Origin of the sequence: Leptospira neocaledonica (assembly GCF_002812205.1) — a bacterium.
GTDB classification, from domain to species: Bacteria; Spirochaetota; Leptospiria; order Leptospirales; family Leptospiraceae; genus Leptospira_B; species Leptospira_B neocaledonica.
The window spans coordinates 93,843-111,582 of sequence record NZ_NPEA01000005.1 but is presented as its reverse complement, the minus strand read 5'-3'; the positions used below and the strand labels follow the sequence as shown (position 1 = coordinate 111,582).

14 protein-coding genes are annotated in these 17,740 nt (G+C 41.4%); 11 read left to right on the top strand and 3 right to left on the bottom strand.

Annotation, left to right across the window (positions count from 1 at the left end; translation table 11 throughout):
* The first annotated feature begins 106 nt into the window (after positions 1-106).
* Complete coding sequence (locus tag CH365_RS09680; protein ID WP_208861193.1) at positions 107-1,132, top strand: hypothetical protein; 1,026 nt, start codon at positions 107-109, stop codon at positions 1,130-1,132.
* 115 nt (positions 1,133-1,247) lie between these two features.
* Here CH365_RS09680 and CH365_RS09675 read toward each other — a convergent pair whose 3' ends face one another.
* Positions 1,248-2,198, bottom strand: coding sequence for an alpha/beta hydrolase (locus CH365_RS09675; protein ID WP_100768377.1), 951 nt, complete (start codon positions 2,196-2,198; stop codon positions 1,248-1,250).
* Between the two features lie 265 nt (positions 2,199-2,463).
* Here CH365_RS09675 and CH365_RS09670 point away from each other — a divergent pair, with 265 nt between their 5' ends.
* The 3 genes from CH365_RS09670 to CH365_RS09660 all read left to right on the top strand — a co-directional run bounded on the left by CH365_RS09670 (position 2,464) and on the right by CH365_RS09660 (position 5,988).
* On the top strand, positions 2,464-3,849 hold the full coding sequence (locus CH365_RS09670; protein WP_100768376.1) for an MFS transporter: 1,386 nt from the start codon (positions 2,464-2,466) through the stop codon (positions 3,847-3,849).
* Complete coding sequence (gene mtnC, locus CH365_RS09665; protein WP_100768375.1) at positions 3,850-4,554, top strand: acireductone synthase; 705 nt, start codon at positions 3,850-3,852, stop codon at positions 4,552-4,554.
* A gap of 156 nt (positions 4,555-4,710) precedes the next feature.
* Positions 4,711-5,988, top strand: coding sequence for a tetratricopeptide repeat protein (locus tag CH365_RS09660; protein WP_100768661.1), 1,278 nt, complete (start codon positions 4,711-4,713; stop codon positions 5,986-5,988).
* A gap of 188 nt (positions 5,989-6,176) precedes the next feature.
* On the opposite strand, the gene CH365_RS09655 is transcribed toward CH365_RS09660, so the two are convergent.
* A complete protein-coding gene (locus CH365_RS09655) occupies positions 6,177-7,313 on the bottom strand; it encodes a putative glycoside hydrolase (protein WP_100768374.1) in 1,137 nt (378 codons plus the stop codon).
* Positions 7,314-7,405: 92 nt separating this feature from the next.
* Between CH365_RS09655 and CH365_RS09650 the strand changes: the two genes are divergently transcribed.
* The 7 genes from CH365_RS09650 (at position 7,406) to CH365_RS09615 (ending at position 17,245) form a co-directional block, all read left to right on the top strand.
* Positions 7,406-8,332: a histone deacetylase family protein gene (locus CH365_RS09650; protein WP_100768373.1), complete on the top strand. Its 927-nt coding sequence runs from the start codon at positions 7,406-7,408 to the stop codon at positions 8,330-8,332.
* Between the two features lie 83 nt (positions 8,333-8,415).
* Entirely contained in the window at positions 8,416-8,646 is a 231-nt protein-coding gene (locus CH365_RS09645; protein WP_207766685.1) for a hypothetical protein, read from the top strand.
* Between the two features lie 323 nt (positions 8,647-8,969).
* Entirely contained in the window at positions 8,970-11,009 is a 2,040-nt protein-coding gene (locus CH365_RS09640) for a tetratricopeptide repeat protein (RefSeq protein ID WP_100768372.1), read from the top strand.
* A complete protein-coding gene (locus CH365_RS09635; protein WP_100768371.1) occupies positions 11,006-13,027 on the top strand; it encodes a tetratricopeptide repeat protein in 2,022 nt (673 codons plus the stop codon). The genes CH365_RS09640 and CH365_RS09635 overlap by 4 nt, the downstream gene beginning before the upstream one ends.
* Before the next feature lie 35 nt (positions 13,028-13,062).
* Positions 13,063-13,554 (top strand): SRPBCC family protein, encoded by a 492-nt coding sequence (locus tag CH365_RS09630; protein WP_100768370.1) that lies wholly within the window; start codon positions 13,063-13,065, stop codon positions 13,552-13,554.
* A gap of 883 nt (positions 13,555-14,437) precedes the next feature.
* A complete protein-coding gene (locus CH365_RS09620) occupies positions 14,438-16,846 on the top strand; it encodes a TonB-dependent receptor (RefSeq protein WP_100768368.1) in 2,409 nt (802 codons plus the stop codon).
* A gap of 9 nt (positions 16,847-16,855) precedes the next feature.
* Positions 16,856-17,245 (top strand): hypothetical protein, encoded by a 390-nt coding sequence (locus CH365_RS09615; RefSeq protein ID WP_100768367.1) that lies wholly within the window; start codon positions 16,856-16,858, stop codon positions 17,243-17,245.
* Between the two features lie 2 nt (positions 17,246-17,247).
* On the opposite strand, the gene CH365_RS09610 is transcribed toward CH365_RS09615, so the two are convergent.
* On the bottom strand, positions 17,248-17,694 hold the full coding sequence (locus CH365_RS09610; RefSeq protein WP_100768366.1) for a methylglyoxal synthase: 447 nt from the start codon (positions 17,692-17,694) through the stop codon (positions 17,248-17,250).
* Positions 17,695-17,740 lie beyond the last annotated feature (46 nt).

Here is a 17,740-nt window from a genome sequence, read left to right as displayed (position 1 = left end):
ACGAAATTCCCCACATTCGTCCACAATTTTAGAGTTTTCGGATACAAGAATCAGAACGGAAAGACTTTCCCTTTTTCAGGGGATAAGAAACATTGGAATCGGTCCCATGCAGAATAAATTTCTAATCCTATTCTTTTCTCTTTTTATATGTTTTAGCCTATCTCCCTTGTTTGGGGAGGAACTAGAGCTACAGATAGTCCTCAAAAACGGAAGCACAGGCGGACCGGGCTCCGCGGAAGGTATTCGTCTATTCGCCTTGGAAAGACAGATGATGCCCTTACCTCTTCCTGACCAGGGTCCAGTAAGAGGAAGTTTTAAACTTCCTAAGATCAATGCGCCGGATGGACTTCCTATTCTGCTGCAGGTGACTTATAATGGAGTAAATTATAATAAGATGATTCCTCCGGTACCTATGATGAGGTCCCGACCACAAGAGGTAACAGTTTATGATAAAACTCTGGATCGGTCCGTAGTCAAAACCAAATCTCTCCTCCAAGTAGTGAGAGAAAAAGATGCATTAGTTATTTCTAAAGTATCTATTCTTACCAATAATACCATTCCCCCTAAAAGTTTCCAGAACCCGAACGATCCATTAGAAGTTTATGTTCCTGAAGAAGCGTTAGATATTAGTGCTCAATTGACCCAGAGTACGAATAAGATGGCCATCCCGATCCAGTTGACTAAGGGAAAAAACGGATGGGTGATTGATAGAGCGATCCTTCCGGGGACTTCTCAGTTATTTGTGAGTTATGTGATTCCTTCTACCAATCTATCTCCGACCCAATTCAAGGATCGATTATTATTCGAGAACCAAGAAGGAGAGAAAGTGATCTTCTCCAAACCTAAAGACATGCAGGTTTCCTTTATTGGGCAGAAGGGAACACGCCCTGTTTCTGTAGACGCTCCCCCGGATGTGAATTCGAATATAGTCAGTTATGCGGGACCTCAGTATGAGATCACTTTATCCGTAATCGGAGGAGAACCAATCAACGAAACCGCGAACCAGGAACGAGAGATCAATAATGGGAGCATATTCGTTTCTACCGAAAAAACGATCTACGGGGTGATTGGAATACTTTCTTTCTTATTCTTCCTTTCTTTTACGATCACTTACAGACTTAGGAAAGAATAGAAGAAGGGCCCGGGCTTTTCCGCCAAACCTTTCAATCGATTTGTATACCGGATGTTGGAACTCCAACATCCGATTTATCCGATCAATTTTACTATCTTAAGATTTCAGTAACGACTTACTTCTTCTTTGCTGCTACTTTCTTTTTAGGAGAAGGTTTAGATTTTGCGGCTCTCTTAACGCTCGGCTTTTTGGCAGAGGATTTTGCCCTTTCTGGAACCAACGAATCCATAAATTCTTTGATATCCTTTAACACCTTATCTCTTTCTCCAGCCGGTTCGTTCATAAGTTCGTGGTAAAAGCCCTTATAGGTCTTCATTCTTTTATTCTTATAAACCAAATGATTATAAAACTCCAAACTTCCCGCCGGATCAGCGATCCCATCCGCCAGACCGTGCAGGATCAAAATAGGAGTTCTTAAAATCCCTGCCTTTCTATTCGCAATCCCCCCTTGTTGGAATAATTCGTACCCCATGGAGAATGAAATTTTACCGTGAACCAAAGGATCATCGATATATGCCTGGACTACTTCCAGATCCCGGCTAACCAAACTTGTATCTAGGTTTGCGTCCAAAGTAGTGGAAGGTGATATCTTACGTAAGAAACCGGCTACGGAGATCTGGAATCTTTGGAATGCAGTAGTAGGAATTTTTAATGCAGAAGAACAGGCCACAACTCCATAGATATAATCCTGGTTAATCCCTTCTAAGGCGTAGCGGATGACTACTACTCCTCCCATAGAATGACCTAAAAGTAGGATTTTATCCTTCTGTTCTCTTTTACGAACCTCTTGAACAAAATCCGCCAGATCATCCACAAAGGATTCGAAACCGGAAGCATGACCTCTTTTGCCTTCCGATTTACCGTGACCTCTTAGATCCAGACCGTAAAAGCTGACGTCACTTTCTTTAAAATATTGGATGAGGTTAGAATACCTACCGCTATGTTCTCCGAATCCATGACAAAAAACGATTACACGATTAGCTCCGGATTTGGTCCATGCCTGGGCGTATAATTTGGTATTGTCTCTGGAAGATTGAAAGAAGAATTCTTTATGTTGGTAGGCCATGCTGTTTGGCTCCATCTAGGTTAGGGGCGGCATCCCTCGTAGTCGGACCGAAGCTATAGACAAGTAAACGTCGGGTCAAGTAATTATTCCAAAACGGAAGAAAGAGGATGTTCTAGGACGAAAATCGGACCCTTCTTTCCTTCAAAGCTCGAAGACTTTCACATTTTCGTTGCCGATTCCTTTTCCCCTCACCAATCTGTCGCTTTACGTGCTTCTTGTAGAAGCCGACATGCATTTGAAACATAAACACAGTGGAGAGAATTGGATGTCTCAACCGACCTCGGAAAAAAGCCTGCTTCGATATTTCGGATTAGGCGAACTCGCTAGCCATGGAGGAAACGCGATCCTCGCCTTTTGGATGATCATGGGAATGGCTTTCTTTCTATTCGCGGACCAAAACCTGATCGCTCCGAACCTCAGAAATATAGCAGGCTCTTTCGGGATCACCGACCAAAGAGAGATCGATTGGAAATTGGGAGGATTGATCCCGATTTGTTTTTTCGTTCTAGGAGGATTGGTTTCGGTTTATATGGGATATCTTACGCAAAGATTTCCTAGAAAACCTTTGGTCATCGGAACAGTATTATTGGGGGAGATCCCTTGCCTTCTTTCCGGATTCGCGAGAACCTACGACGAATTCCTAATTCTTAGAACTCTGACCGGTTTCGGTTTGGGGGGAAGTTTCCCACTTCTATTCTCACTCGTTGGAGACTATTTCTCGGACAAGTCTAGATCTACCGCAGCAGGTTATCTTTCTCTTTCTATGGGACTCGGAGTTGGACTCGGACAAATGGTCGGAGGTACTTTAGGCACTGCAGACCCGATCAACGGCTGGAGAGAGAGTTTTATCTATATGGCCGCCCCTTCTTTCCTATTCATGCTTGTTTATGGATTATTCTGTAAGGAACCGGTTAGAGGTGGAAAGGAAAAGGAACTGACAAATATCTCCACGGATGTTAATTCAGAGTCCGTTCGTTTAACATGGAAAGATATTCGCACGATTTTCGCAACCAAGAGTAATATTGGTATTTTCCTTCAAGGGATCCCGGGGTGCGTGCCTTGGGGGGTATTTTTCGTATTCTTGAACGATTATTACGAATTCCAATATGGAATGCCGAAAGATTCAGCCTCAGCCATGGTAATCTTTGCTGCAGTTGGGATCTTTATCGGAACCTTTTTCGGCGGGATTGTCGGCCAAAAAATATACGATACGAACAAGACATTATTACCTATTTTTTGCGGAAGTATGATCTTGATCGGAATCCTTCCTACCGTTTATTTATTGCATGCAGGGAGTGTGGCAGGAAGTTCTGCATTCATTTTTATTAATATACTTACAGGTATTATTATTTCTGTAACAGGACCGAACGTAAGAGCATTGATCATGAACGTCAATCCTCCCAAAAGCAGATCTTCTATGTTCGCATTATACAATCTGACGGATAATCTTGGAAACGGATTGGGGCCTGCAATGGCAGCATTGATTCTCACAATATTGCCGGACAGGACACAAGCATTCACGATCGCGATCCTTTTCTGGATACCTTGCGGACTGGCTTGGCTTTATATCCTGAAAAATTTCAAACAAGATGAACAAAAGATGCATGAAGAACTGGCTGCCGAAGCTAACAGGATTAAAAGGACAGCTTAATTGGAAGAACAAAACGCCGAGTTATATTTATTTGATATAGAAGGGACAACTACGCCGATAGAATTCGTGCATAAGGTTTTATTCCCTTACTCGGTCCAAAACTTTAAACCATTCTTCTCTGAAACCTCGGCGGAAAAAAGTTTCGCCGAGGAGCTCATCCTCGCATCCAAAAACGAAAGCGAATATACGGAAGAAGTTTCCGATTCCCCTGAATCACTTACTAAATTTTGCAAATACCTAGTATCCAAAGATCGTAAATTAGGAATTTTGAAAGAGATCCAAGGTAGGATCTGGAAGAAAGGATACGAATCCGGAGAATTGAAAAGTACGATATTCTCAGACGTCCCTCCTTTTTTAGAAAGAATCAGAAAATCGGGCAAACGTGCCGCAGTATATTCTTCAGGAAGTGTAGAAGCGCAGGTACTGATCTATAAATATTGCGAGGCAGGAGACCTAACTGTATATTTCGAAGGTTATTTCGATACTGCAATAGGTGGGAAAAAAGAATCCTCAAGTTATACGAAGATAGCTGAAAAACTTTCTTTGTCCCCGAGGTCCATCGTATTCTTCACGGATATAAAAGAAGAAGCGGATGCGGCATCCGAAGCGGGAGTTCGACCCATTTTACTTTCTCGTCCAGGAAACCACCCTCAGGCGGAACACAGTTATCAGGTAATCCAGGACTTTAGCAAGATCTTGGCCTAACGAACCGCGACAGCGATGCGGAGACCTTTAGTCCTGGCTTTGCCGGGATGAGCGCGAATGCGCGAAGTCGTAGCAGCGCGGTCCGAGCCTCGCGAGGAGTCGCCCCAGAGCTTAAAATTTCTATTGCCATACTCCAATCCGGCCGAAAATAAAACTATGGCCCTAACCCGACCTATAATCGTACTATTGCTCTGCGCTTTTTCTTCTTCGATCTCCTCCAAAGAATTCGTATACGCATTCCGAGATGTTGGAATGCCTAAAAACTCTGGAAAAGACGGAATGCCTAGAAAAGAAAAAATGGTCTTAGTCGGGGAGACCATTATGTTCGATAAAGTTAAACCGATCGAATATGAAGGGAAATACAAAAGTTTCGAATTAGGATATGATACCAGACCGGATATAGTCACAGTAAAAGTGCATTATGATCCGGGCATCCGTCCTGGACAGATACTCTATTTAATCGAAAAAGATTTCGACCATGTAACGTTTAAAGACGGAAGTATCGTGGGGCAAATAGAAGTTAAATCCATCTTTCAGACCGCATTTACCGGAAAACAATTAAGAGGTGTCGGATATTTAGGAATGGCAAAGGAGAAGGTCCTAACCGTAGCCTATCCGGTCTCCTCCGAACTCAGCGGACCTGCATTAGTAGAACGTAAAACCGGGGATTATCATTTTACAAGAGATGAAATCCCGGAAGCAATCCAATCCTTCCGAAAGGCAATTCGTTTAGATCCGATGTCCCCCGTACCACATTACAGATTAGGAATGTTATATTTGAGCGAAGCCGGAATGGATTCTAAAGAACCGGTATGTTCCGGCATTCTTCCAATGAGTGCAGGAGCGGAGTTTTCTTCGGCTTGGAAAAAAAGATCTAGATTCGATTCCGACCAAGACCTGATCCGATTTTCAAGAGAATACGTTTCTTTTTTAAACTGCAAAGCGGACCAGGCTCCCAGCTTTCCAAAAAATAGTTCCGTTCCGGAGGAATTAGAAAGAGCGCAAGAAGTTGCGAGAGAAGGATTTCGACTTTCAAAAACGGATTATGAACTTTTAATCCGAAGTGCGGAAACTTATTATAAATTATATATTTCTTACTCGTCCGGAAAAAGACCAAAAGGAAGTGTCACACCGGAAGAAGAGCCTAAGCTCAGAAATCGCCAAGAAAAATCCTGGGAAATCGCTCAAAAACTTTTAAAAGAAGCAAGCCTGGATAACATTACTGACTACAGACTTCATAGATTGACTTCTCTCTTATACGGAAAGAGATATATGGAACTTTCCGGTGGAGCAAAGTCCACAACGATCAGCGAAGAAGCGAATTTTCTGAGAACGAAAGCCATCGAGTCTATTCAGGCATATAAACTACATAGGCCTAAGACTGTCCCAGGAGATAAGGATCTTCTAATATTAGAAAAAGATCTTGGACTTTAGGACCGAGTTTCTGCTCTTAAAGCGTGATGTTGGAACTCCAACATGGCAGAAGACTCCCCCACCCTAATTTTTGGGTCGGGGGGAGTGGCCCGTGGGAGCACTACCTCGCTATATCATAAATTCCTAATTATTACAACCGATTTTTTACGCAAAATTCGTGTTGGAATTCCAACATCGAGATTCAAATCTTAATCCTCTATCTTCAACTTTCCATTCTGGATACTTTCCTCAATCGCTCGGAAAGTATCTCCGTATTTTCCAACAATATTCCAGACCACAAAACCGTCACTATCGCTGTCCACGCTTGCTTCGATTTGGGCTTTAATATAATCCTTCAAAGACTTGCCGGAAGGACCAAGACTCATTCCAAAACCCTGGATCCATCCGACTACTTTTGTAGTAGATAAGGATCTTTTTCTAGTATTCTTCAAACCATCATAAACGGTTTGGTAGGGATTCGCAATACGAGCAGGTTGGCCGTAAAAATGAGAAGGATATAACATAGGATAGATTACGTCCACAAGTTGAGCGAAGTTTTCTACCTTCTGCCCGATCTGATCGTCGCGGTTAAAAGGAATCCTACCAAAAATATCCGCACCCAAATATGGAAGTTTCTCACATTGGTTGGCTTCTCCTCGTATGCGATTTACAATCTCGTTGATATTATTATATTTTTCCTTCAAAGAAAGATCGATATCGGTAACATCCGCATAACGTATATAATCTAATTGTACTTCCGGAAATCCTGAAAGGCAGGCCTTTCTCACGTATCCCAAAATAGAATTCAGCCTTTCCGGACTAGGATATTTAGTCTTAAGTCCACCGTCGAAATTTACGAGCCTTCCCACCGGATAAAAACCCAATTCTTTAATACGAGAGATCTCTTCCGGAGAAGGAGTTTTAGGTTGAAGATCAATCACTAAAACATTTACTCCATAGTCGGATGCATCCTTTAATAAGGACTCCCATTCATTCTTGCGGGACTTATCCGAAACCAAAGAATTATTCACATAAAGTCCACGATAGAATTTAGGGCGATCCGCATAAGCACCCTTGTTCGTAGATCTTGCAAAAAACTTTTTAAGTTTCTCTTTCGGAGCTTCCTTTTCGCTTTCCACCGGAGTGTTTCTGGAAGAAAGTCGTATCTCACCTTTCTTCTCCTTTTCTTTGGAAATAGATTGGGGTTTGGTTTTAATATCCGTAGTGGATTCTAAAACAGGAGTTTCTTTCCTTTTCGAATTATCAGGATAAGGGATAGTGAACTCTGCACAGACCGGAAAAGCGGTAAGAACTAAGATTGGAAAAAGTGAAAACGGTTTGCGCACAAATTTACTCCGGATCTATATTATAGTATCGAACCGGAGACCTCGGTACTTGTCCTCTTTGTAGGACTTCCAACAAAAAACGGGAGAAGAAAATGAAACTCGGCTACGCCTATGACGATACATTCTTATTGCATGACACCGGGACATTCCACCCAGAGTCCCCTCAAAGATTGGAATCCATACTCAATCGACTTCATAAGACTTCTTATTTTAAGGACTTGAATTGGATCAAACCGAACAAGCTACCTTTAGAACTAATCGAATCCGTACATAATCACAGACATAGAGAAAGATTTTCAGTCATCCAAGGTAAAAAAGGAAGTTTCGATGGAGACACACCATATTCCGAATCCAGTTTTGATGCGGCACTCTTGGCAGCAGGAAGCGGAGTAGACCTGGTGAATAAGATCAGATCTAATGAAATAGAATCAGGAATCGCACTTGTCAGACCACCAGGACATCACGCGGAAACGGGAAGATCCATGGGGTTTTGTTTATTGAATAATATAGCGATCACTGCAGGTTATTTACTTACACAAGGAGTAGAAAAAGTTTATATACTGGATTGGGATGTGCATCACGGAAACGGAACACAGGAAATATTTTACGATTCGGACAAAGTATTCTTCACCTCGCTTCACCAATATCCTTATTATCCTGGAACAGGCTCAGTCCATGAAAGAGGAGAAGGAAAAGGACAAAACTATACATTAAACATCCCGTTAGCTATGGGCTCAGGAGATAAAGAATATCTGCATTATTTCCAGGAAGTAGTGGCCCCTTCCATCTTGGAATTTCAACCAGAGTATGTATTGATCTCCGCCGGTTTCGACGGACATAAAAGAGATCCATTAGCAGGTATGAATCTAAGCACAAACGCATTCGCAGAATTCACAAGATTAGTATTGTCCGCAACAAAACAGATCGGTGCCAAAACCGTTTCCTTCTTAGAAGGAGGGTATGACCTGGATGCCTTGGCCGAAAGTGTGGAAGCACATATCGCCGTCCTTGCCGGTTAACGACCTATATTTCTTTTTATTTCCGATCAAAATTTCCGACAAAAAAATGCTACTTCGCACTCACTTGGGCCGATATGAAAACCATGCAGGAACTTTCCTCAAATACCGACCTGGCCCTGCGATTCAGAAACTACGTGATCCTACTGGACCGCCTGATGAGAGAGGTGGAAGAGGAACTCCAACAAAACCAATCCGTCCGAAACGAATGGTCCGAATGGCATTCCAATTGGAAAAACGCCTGGCTCTCTCCCACTGGTAACTCCCCCTCTTCCAATCTAAAAGAAAGATTTTCAGTCAAAAGAAGACTCGGTTAATTTTCAGGACGGCTCCTCGCGAAGCTCGACTACCCTTCGGGTATTTCATTCCCTAGGGGTCTCGATATGTGGGAACTCCTACATACGTCCAAATCGGGCCCCGCCCGATTTGGGTGGGGGCCGGAGCGAAGCGGTGGAGAAAAACGGACATTTTCACAAAACCCAGGTTTTGACAAACTGATTTATTTCCATCAAACCTGTAGGAGCTCCAACAAAACCATTGCCTTAAATCGCTTGCTAGAACGATAAAACCCATATTGAACTGCCGAAAAATAGGTTGAAATTATGTCTCTTAAGCTGTTCTATCGACTGAGAGGATTAGAATGGGGAGACGTACGCAGACAAAACTTTTCATTTTAGTTCTACTCTTAGGAATTCTCACGCAATCCGGATGGTCCGAACCCCTTCCTAATTTCGGGCTAAAAGAAAAAGAAGCCAAGACATTCTTTAAGCGAGGTCTCGCCTATTATAATAAGGGAGAATTCGCTGCGGCCAGAGAGAATTTCATTCGAGCGCTTTCCATCAAACCAGATTTTGTTCATCCTAAATTCTTTCTTTCGGAAGCATATTATCTTAGCGGAGACTGGCAGGAAAGTCTTTCCGAATTGGAACAATTAGAATCTTCTAATAAACTCGACCTGATCAGTAAGAATCGTTTAGACGCATTAAGATACAGACTAGGCGGTGGGAATAGAAAAGATAATTTAGAATATTATAAATCTATTTTCGGAGATGATCTGAGAAGGTTTCGCTTCAGAAATCCGGCCGACCTAGCAGTCGACGAAGAAGGATATCTTTACGTAGTAAGTTTCGATACAGCCAATGTGGTTAAATTCGACGCCAATGGTTTCCCAATCGAAAATTTCAAAGGCTCATTTGGAAGAAACTTGGAAGGACCGGTTGGTATAAGCATTCGAGGCAAATCTATCTTCGTTGCAGATTATGCAGGAGATAAAATTTACGAGTTCGATACCAGAGGCACTTACGTAAATCGTTTCGGCTCTACCGGAAAAGATCCCGGCAATTTTCACGGGCCGGCAGGGCTTTATTTTACGAAAGAAGGATTCCTTTATGTTTCGGATATGGGAAATAATAGAGTCCAAAAACTTTCTAGAACTGGAGAACCTCTCCAAGAAATCGGAGTCGGAATCCTAAAACAACCTGCAGGGATTAAAGTAAACAATCGTGGCGAAATTTTCGTAGCAGATCGAGGAAACAAGAGGCTCGTTGTTTTTGATCACGAGGGAAACTTTTTGAAAGAGATAAATAATCCTTCTTTCAAAAGACCTAGAAATCTTTCGATCAAAGATAACAAAGTAGTAGTCGCAGACGAAACCGCCGGTCTTTTTATTTACGATTCTATTTCTAAAACATGGTCAGGTTTCGACAATTTTAAAGATTCAAAAAATACGGTTCGAAATTTCGACCAAGCATTCTCAGTAGCTTTCGATTATACCGGCTCCATGTTTGTTGCAGATTTTAACAGACATAGAATCGAATCCTTTTCTCCTAAAGGGCAACTTTCTTCTAATTTGGATCTGATCGTAGAAAGGACTATCAGTTCAGATTATCCGGATATTTCCTTAGTTCTTCATGCAAAGGATAGGCATGGGGTTCCCGTTAAAGCAATCCCTCGCGATTCTTTTCGTATCTATGAGATGGACAATCTTTCTCCTTTGATCGGATTGACCGATATGAAAAAATATAATAATAGAGTAAGCGTTTCCATTATTGCCGAAAATTCCCAGATCGTATCGGATTCATACGCGACTATCGAAAAGGCAATTCGTCCGTTTCTATCTGAGATTAGAACAGAAGATAAGATCCAACTTTTACGTTCCGGAAGAGATACTCAAACCGCCTACCCTTTCGGAAAGAGTATGTATGATATCTTAAAAGCGTTACGCTCCTTTTCCCCGGAAGAAGAATCCCAAATTGGAAAGTCTCTTCAAAAAGGGATTACAGATTTGTTGGATAGCTTAGGTCCAAGGGCAATTATCGCGATCGTTTCTGGAAAAGATTCCAAAGCAGCATTCACTCAATTTTCTCCGACAAAAATCATCCGTTTCGCCGTATCTCACGATATTCCGATCTACTTCTTATGCTTAGGAGAAAACGGAGAATCGGTTTCCGTATATAAAGAAATCGCGGAAAAAACGGGGGGAAAGTTTTTAACTATCCCTTCCGGAGGAACGGAGAAGAATCTAAGAAGCTGGATAGATTCCAAAAAAGATAGAAGGTATCTTCTATCTTTCAAAAGCAGAATTAATCCAGATGGAATGGATGTCTATGTCCCCGTGGTCGTAGAGGCTATTTTCAGAAATTCTAATGGAAAAGCGGAGACCGGATTTTTTACACCATGATATTCGGATCTAAAGTTTCAAAAACAGCTCTGAACTTAAAATTTCTTTTCAGGAATTTTGCATTTCTTTTTATTTTCTCTCTATCCGCCTCTCTTTCATCCAAACAAACTATAGATTGGATCAAAGAAGGAGAAGGTGCGTTAGCCTCCAGAAATTACCCTGCAGCTTATGATTCCTTTCGAGAAGCTGTAAATTTAAATCCGCTTTCCGTTCGCTCCAGATTGGGGCTAGCAGATGCAGCATTAAAACTTCATAAAGAAAAGGAAGCATTACAATCCCTAGATAAAGTCCTCGAGTTAGAACCCAAAAACAAAAAGGCAGTCCGTGAAAAAGCGATTACACTCGCAAAATTTGGGCGTTATGAAGAAGCATTTTTGATCTTAAAACCGTTTTTGGAAGAAGATAAATACGACTCAGAACTATTTCCAATCTATATCGAAGTACAGCTTGCTTCCGGCAAAACTCAAAAAGCAAGTTTTGAATTTCACTCCGCTTACTCTAGAATTCCTAAGAATAAAGAAGTAAAAACCTTAGAGGCGAAGGTAGAAGCATTCGATGGTAACTTTACAAAAGCTGCATCTCTTAGGAACCAATTAGAGGCAGAAGCCTCCGACGACCCGACCGTCTTCTTAGAATCCGGAAAATTTTTATTAATCTGGGCAGAAAAATCCCAAGGAGGTAAACGTGATTCTAAAATCGCAGAAGCCGCTGAAAAATTCGAAAGATCCGTTTCCCTACATCCTAACGAAGAAGAAGCACTCAAACTTTTAGCAAAAACCAGGATCTATTTCGGAAGATACCAAGAAGCTGAAGAATATCTAAATCGGTTATTAGCTTTATTTCCGAATTCCACAGAGTATCTATATTTACGTTCTTATTCGAGACTAAAAAAAGATCCCGCTTCCAAAGAAGCCAAAACCGATTTAGAAAAATTGATCTCCCTGGATGATTTAGATCCGATCGCAAGAAACCGCTCGGAATTGTATGCATTAGAAAACCTACCGGAAGGAAATTCATTAAGAAGAACCTTAGGGGAATATAGACTCCAAAGATACCGGGCTAATAAAAATGCATTCTTATATGATTTAGCCTGGTATCACCTGATCCGAGCGAAGGAACTTCTTCCAAACCGCCCTGAAATCTTAGTATTAACATTAGAAGAATATAAAAGAAGAGGACTTTTCCCGAGCTACTTCAATCTGCTTCTACTTTTAAGAGATAAGTTCCCAGACAATAAAAAATACGGTTATTCTGTGGAGAATAACTTAGAAGGTTTTAAAACTTCTTTAAGTTATCGAGAAGGTCTAGTTAAGATCGGAGAGTTTGGAATCCAAGAAGATTACGGCCGAACACCTCCTGAGGTCTTAGTATTCGATCCGGACGGAGAAGACTTTTTCGCGAAACATACGGACCTTCCCGCTTTAGCAGGAAAAGTTCTTCGCCATTTCTTAAATTCCGATCCACGAATCCGTAATATTGATCTAGACAATATCAGAAAATCCGAAAGTATAGAATCGGAACCTTATTCCGGAGCCGTACATAAAACGGAAAAAAATTATTCTTCTATCAAGAACTCCAAGGGAGAAAATGTTCGTTTCGTAGTTAGCGGAAAAATTTCCTTCCAAGACGACAATTTACGCATTGAGTGGAGTCTTAGAGACCATAAGGAAGAGAAAATTTTAGGTAAATTTAGGATCTATGCTAAAGGTAGAGATGCTCTTGCAGAAGCCACTCTAAGAGCAAGAGATAAGATCTTGGCCTTAATTCCTGCGAGTGGAAGGGTTCATAGAGTAAAAGAAGATTCACTTATAGTAAATGCAGGGATTATAGATGGGCTCAAAAAAGGGACAACTGTTTACTTCTTTAACTCGGCGACTCTACTTGGAGAAGGTACAGTAACAGAAGCGGATCTTTATACAGCGAAAGTAGTTCCCAAAAACCAAGATGCTGTCTTAAGAAATATTGCAGTAGGAAATAAAGCTTACTGGAAAAAGACGGATAATCCCCCTTCTAACTAAGTATATTTCAATTTTTTAATATTATAGGGACCTTCTTGATATTTATTTGCCGTTCCGAATTCGATTGCAAGGCTTCCGAATTATTCGAATTTCATGCCGGGCCAGACGGTTTTTCCTCTTTGGTAGGTTCTTCCAAAAAAGCGAATATTATTTCCCCGCCCTCATCCTTGGAACCCGGCTCAAAAGCAGTCGTAAAAGTAACTATTTTTCCAGGAATTTCTTTCCATTGGGTTGCCCTGCATACTGAATTAGATCCAGGAAAACGTTTTGTTGATATCCAAGAATCTGGGCCGTTTTCGAAATTTAAACATGAACATGTTTTTATCTCAGCCGGCACACAATCTTCGATTTTAGAAGACAGGATTACTTGTATTCCTCCTTGGTATGCGAACCATTTTTTGTTTGAATTCCTCCTTGAAAATATCATGAAAAACGAATTTCAAGCTAGGCATAAAATTACAGCAAGGCAGATCGGCTGTAATTACAGGACTGTAATCTGTGGGAGAGTAAAAGGGCCCCCACCCTGAGTTTGGGTGGGGGGTGGGCTTGTGGGAAAGCTAAATCCGTAATATATGAAAACACGATTTCCTTCAAGTAAAGTTATATTAGAAAAACATGTAGGAGCTCCTACAAAGTCATCGAATAATAATTCTTGTATTTAGTATTATCTGTGATATTGCGTATCTCGTCTCTACGTAGCGGGGTACCACCGCACCGGCCCCCACCCAAAGAGGGCGGGGACTCCCCTACCTCAACAAAGGCCTTGTACAATCGTGAAACCCTTCATTTAGAATCCGCCAGGGATGCGAAGGGCGTTAGTCCCGCGCGAATTAAATTTAGACCTTTGCTCACTTTCTCTGGATCGTTCGCGAGGGACGAGGGCGAATGCACGAGCCCGCAGCAGCCCGGTCCTTGCTTTGCAAGGAGGCGGCAAAAATCGCTTGCTTATTAATAACGATTTATCATTATTGAAATAATGGGTTTGTTCGTAAAAAGGCGTAAAAGCGGGCTTAGGTCCTTCTTTACTTTGGTCGCGTTTTGCGGCGGACTTTTACTGACTAGCGCCCACTCTCATATTGATATATCCGAAAAGGGAATATTCTCTAAACATTCTGTAAAAATTTCTTCGGAATCATGTTTTGTTTGTATCCACACTCAAATTAATTCGGGTGCAAACTTCGTTCAAGGTATAAGACTTGAGCGACCTGTTTTAGAACATAATGAATTTATAATTTTTGATTTTATTCCTTTCCAAGGTTCGCGACCCGGAACCTTGAGAGGACGAGCCCCTCCTCAGTTCTCCTAATCTACCTACATTTACTGTTTTAGGCGATCCTTCTTCTCGGACCGCTTTGGCTTTTATTTTGTATATGAAGAACCCGACCTAAAGAGGTCTGGAGTTTAGGAAGAATGAAAAGTATTTTATATAAATTTAAATTATTACCCGTTTTTATTGGCCTATTTTTGCCATTCTCGGATGTTTTTTCCCTAGATGTAAACGTAAGGGGGACTGTTAAAGATTCAGAAGGGCGTCCTATTTCAGGCGCTAAACTATTTCTTACGGAGAACAAGTTCGTTTCTAGATCCGGGAAAGATGGCGGCTTCGAGTTTCAGCATATTTCTCCGGGGAATTACACATTAGTTATTTCATCTCCGAACTATGAATTAAAAACGGAAAGATTCGAGGTAAAAGATTTAGACAAGGTTTTGGATATTGTTCTAAAACCTTCACTTTTAGAAGGTGTGGCAATCAATGTCACTGCTAAGACTGTCGCTTCCGATTTTTTATCCACTCCACAGCCTACTACAGTTCTGGAAGGCCGACAATTACAAAGACTGAGAGGGCAGAACGTCATGTCCGCTCTGGAAAATACTCCAGGAACTGCCACCTTAACTACCGGTGCAGGTACTTCTAAACCGGTGATCCGAGGCTTAACCGGCCAAAGAGTTTTGGTTATGACAGATGGAGTAAGACAAGAAGAACAGCAGTTCGGAGATGATCATACAGTCGATCTAGATGCGTTTAACGTTGATAAGATGGAAATTGTGAGAGGTCCTGGATCGGTTCTTTATGGTTCGGATGCTTTAGGCGGTGTGATTAACGTGATTCGGTCGAAGGCTCCTACCGCAAAGGATGGCGCTCCTCTTTTGGGTGGAACGATTTCTACAAATAGTTTTTCTAATAATAAACAGGATGCCGGCGCGATTTCGTTATTTGGTTATCATAAAGAAACCAATTTCGGCTATAGAGTGCAAACAGATACCAGAAAGGCAGGCAGGATCACCACTCCGAATGGGACTCTTCCTAATACAGGTTTTCATGAAAGAAACGTAAATGCTTCTTTAGGAACGGATGGTTCTTGGGGAAATTTTTATGTCGATTCCTTCCAGAGATACCAAGAACAGGACCTGTACGATAACCCGAATGAGTCCCCAGGTGCAACTGCATACCAAACAGTACTTCACCAGAAGACCCACATGCATGCGTTCTTCATTCTTCCTTTTGTGAATGTGGAATTAGATGCGGCGTACCAGAGAAACAATCGTCGAGAAATTGAAGATAAAAATAAATACATGCCCATCAAGGATACCTTGTTAGATCCTTCAGTCGATTCTTTCACTAAGGCCACTTCTGTTTACCAAGTGAATAAATATGATTATAAGCAGGGCTTAAATCTTTCCTTAGATACTACTACAGCTGATGCAAAAATGCATCACAAAGAATGGAAAGGCTTGAAAGGAACTGTTGGTATTTCCGGCATGCAACAACGAAGTAACACTATCGGAACTGAACCTTTGATCCCAGGCTATGGTTTAAGCAATATCGGAATTTTCCTATTTGAAGAATGGAAATTGGGAAACTTCAGTTTTTCTGCAGGAGCTCGAACTGATAAAAGAAGTATGGATATCAGGGCAAATGCAGACCTGGGAAATTTGGAACAGACGCGAAACTTTTCCGCAAGCACTGGAACTTTAGGAACTGTTTGGAGATTTGCGAAAGATTTTTCTTTGGCTCTAAATGCGGGCAGAGGTTTTAGAGCACCGACTCCTTTCGAGCTATTTGCCAACGGAGTCCATGAAGGAAGCGGTAGATTTGAGATCGGTAAAGATAGTTTAAGGCCGGAAACTTCTTTAAACTACGATGCGTCCGTTCGTTTTGCTAATGATAAGTTTCAAGCAGAGCTTAGTGTTTTTAGAAATAAAATAGATAATTATATTTATTCCGTAAGCGCGGGGGCTATCGATTCCGACTCGGGCTTGCCTGTCTATAGATACAGACAAGATGCGGCGAAGTTAGAAGGTGGAGAATTCAGCTTCCAAGCTCAGGCAACTTCTTGGTTGGTATTCACAGGTGGTATAGATATTCTAAGTGCCACTATCCAAAAGAACATTCCTCCGGAAATTCTTCTGAACCCTGGAAGCACTGATCCTAATTCAGTATATTCTGATATTAGAAATAAGTATCTTCCGAGGATGACTCCTAACCGTGCTCGTTTAGGTCTTAGATTTACTACAGATAAACTTTTTGGAATTTCTAAACCTTATTTTTCAGTGAACGGCACTTTTGTTCAGTCCCAGTATAAGGTAGATAAATTGGAAACTCCAACCCAAGGTTATAATTTATACGACCTTGGTTTCGGCGGAGAAATTCCCGCTTTAACGAACGGAACCGAATCGGCAACCTTCGATATAGCTATTCTTAACATTTTTGATAAAGAATACGTGAATCACCTAAGTCGTTATAAAGAATACGCCTTGAATCCCGGCACCAATATCACTTTCAAAACGACAATCCCATTTACTTTAATTTCCGAATGAGGAATTTTTATGAATTTTAAATGCTTCATACTTTATGTTTTTGCAATATTGCTACTTGTTTCTTGCTCCTCCGATCCACAGACAGAAAAAGAGAAGGAAGATTATCAAAATCAATCTTTGATTTCTGCAGCCTTGAACAGAAATCAGAGATCCGATTGTGTATATTGTTCCGACACAAGGGCTTTTGAAGGGAATTGTTCCTGTTATAAACAGATTCCAGTTTTTTCTTGTGCAGGCATTCCTACCGGTAAAGGAAAATCGAATTCTTATAAGATTTCTTGTGATGAATTGGTGGAATTAGGCACTTGGACTCAAACTTCTTCTAATTCCTATTCCTGTAGTTATCTGACCTGCCCTCCGGAGGCGTATAGGGCAGCGTTTACGGAAGAAGGGAAATAAACTCAATAAATCGGAAGCCCAGTGCTATAATCAATTGTGGTTTTTTTATAAGAGCTGGCGAGAAGATCAGAGGAGATTAAATAATCAGCGGACCTTCTATTATTCGCAATTGGAATATTATAAAGTACTGCAATCCTTAAAAGAGCCTTAACATCCGGATCATGAGGTTGAGCTGTCAATGGATCCCAGAAGAAGATCACTACATCTATCTCTCCGTCCACGATCTTTGCACCGATCTGCTGATCCCCACCAAGTGGTCCGGATAAAAATCTATGAACCGGTAAATCCGTTCTTTCATGGACGATTTTTCCAGTAGTCCCAGTTGCATACAGATGATGTTTGGAAAGTATCTCTTTATGAAGCTGCACCCATTCCACTAAATCTTCTTTCTTATTATCGTGTGCAATAAGCACGATACGTTTCGTTTTCGGGACTTCGGGGCTTTGCATATTCTGCTCCTAAATCAAATTCATCGGAAGGCTTTCCGAATGAAAC

Coding starts and splice junctions, on each gene's coding strand:
- CH365_RS09680 (WP_208861193.1), top strand. CDS start 107: ATGCAGAATAAATTTCTAATCCTATTCTTTTCTCTTTTTATATGTTTT.
- CH365_RS09675 (WP_100768377.1), bottom strand. CDS start 2,198: ATGGCCTACCAACATAAAGAATTCTTCTTTCAATCTTCCAGAGACAAT.
- CH365_RS09670 (WP_100768376.1), top strand. CDS start 2,464: ATGTCTCAACCGACCTCGGAAAAAAGCCTGCTTCGATATTTCGGATTA.
- CH365_RS09660 (WP_100768661.1), top strand. CDS start 4,711: ATGGCCCTAACCCGACCTATAATCGTACTATTGCTCTGCGCTTTTTCT.
- CH365_RS09650 (WP_100768373.1), top strand. CDS start 7,406: ATGAAACTCGGCTACGCCTATGACGATACATTCTTATTGCATGACACC.
- CH365_RS09645 (WP_207766685.1), top strand. CDS start 8,416: ATGCAGGAACTTTCCTCAAATACCGACCTGGCCCTGCGATTCAGAAAC.
- CH365_RS09640 (WP_100768372.1), top strand. CDS start 8,970: ATGGGGAGACGTACGCAGACAAAACTTTTCATTTTAGTTCTACTCTTA.
- CH365_RS09635 (WP_100768371.1), top strand. CDS start 11,006: ATGATATTCGGATCTAAAGTTTCAAAAACAGCTCTGAACTTAAAATTT.
- CH365_RS09620 (WP_100768368.1), top strand. CDS start 14,438: ATGAAAAGTATTTTATATAAATTTAAATTATTACCCGTTTTTATTGGC.
- CH365_RS09615 (WP_100768367.1), top strand. CDS start 16,856: ATGAATTTTAAATGCTTCATACTTTATGTTTTTGCAATATTGCTACTT.
- CH365_RS09610 (WP_100768366.1), bottom strand. CDS start 17,694: ATGCAAAGCCCCGAAGTCCCGAAAACGAAACGTATCGTGCTTATTGCA.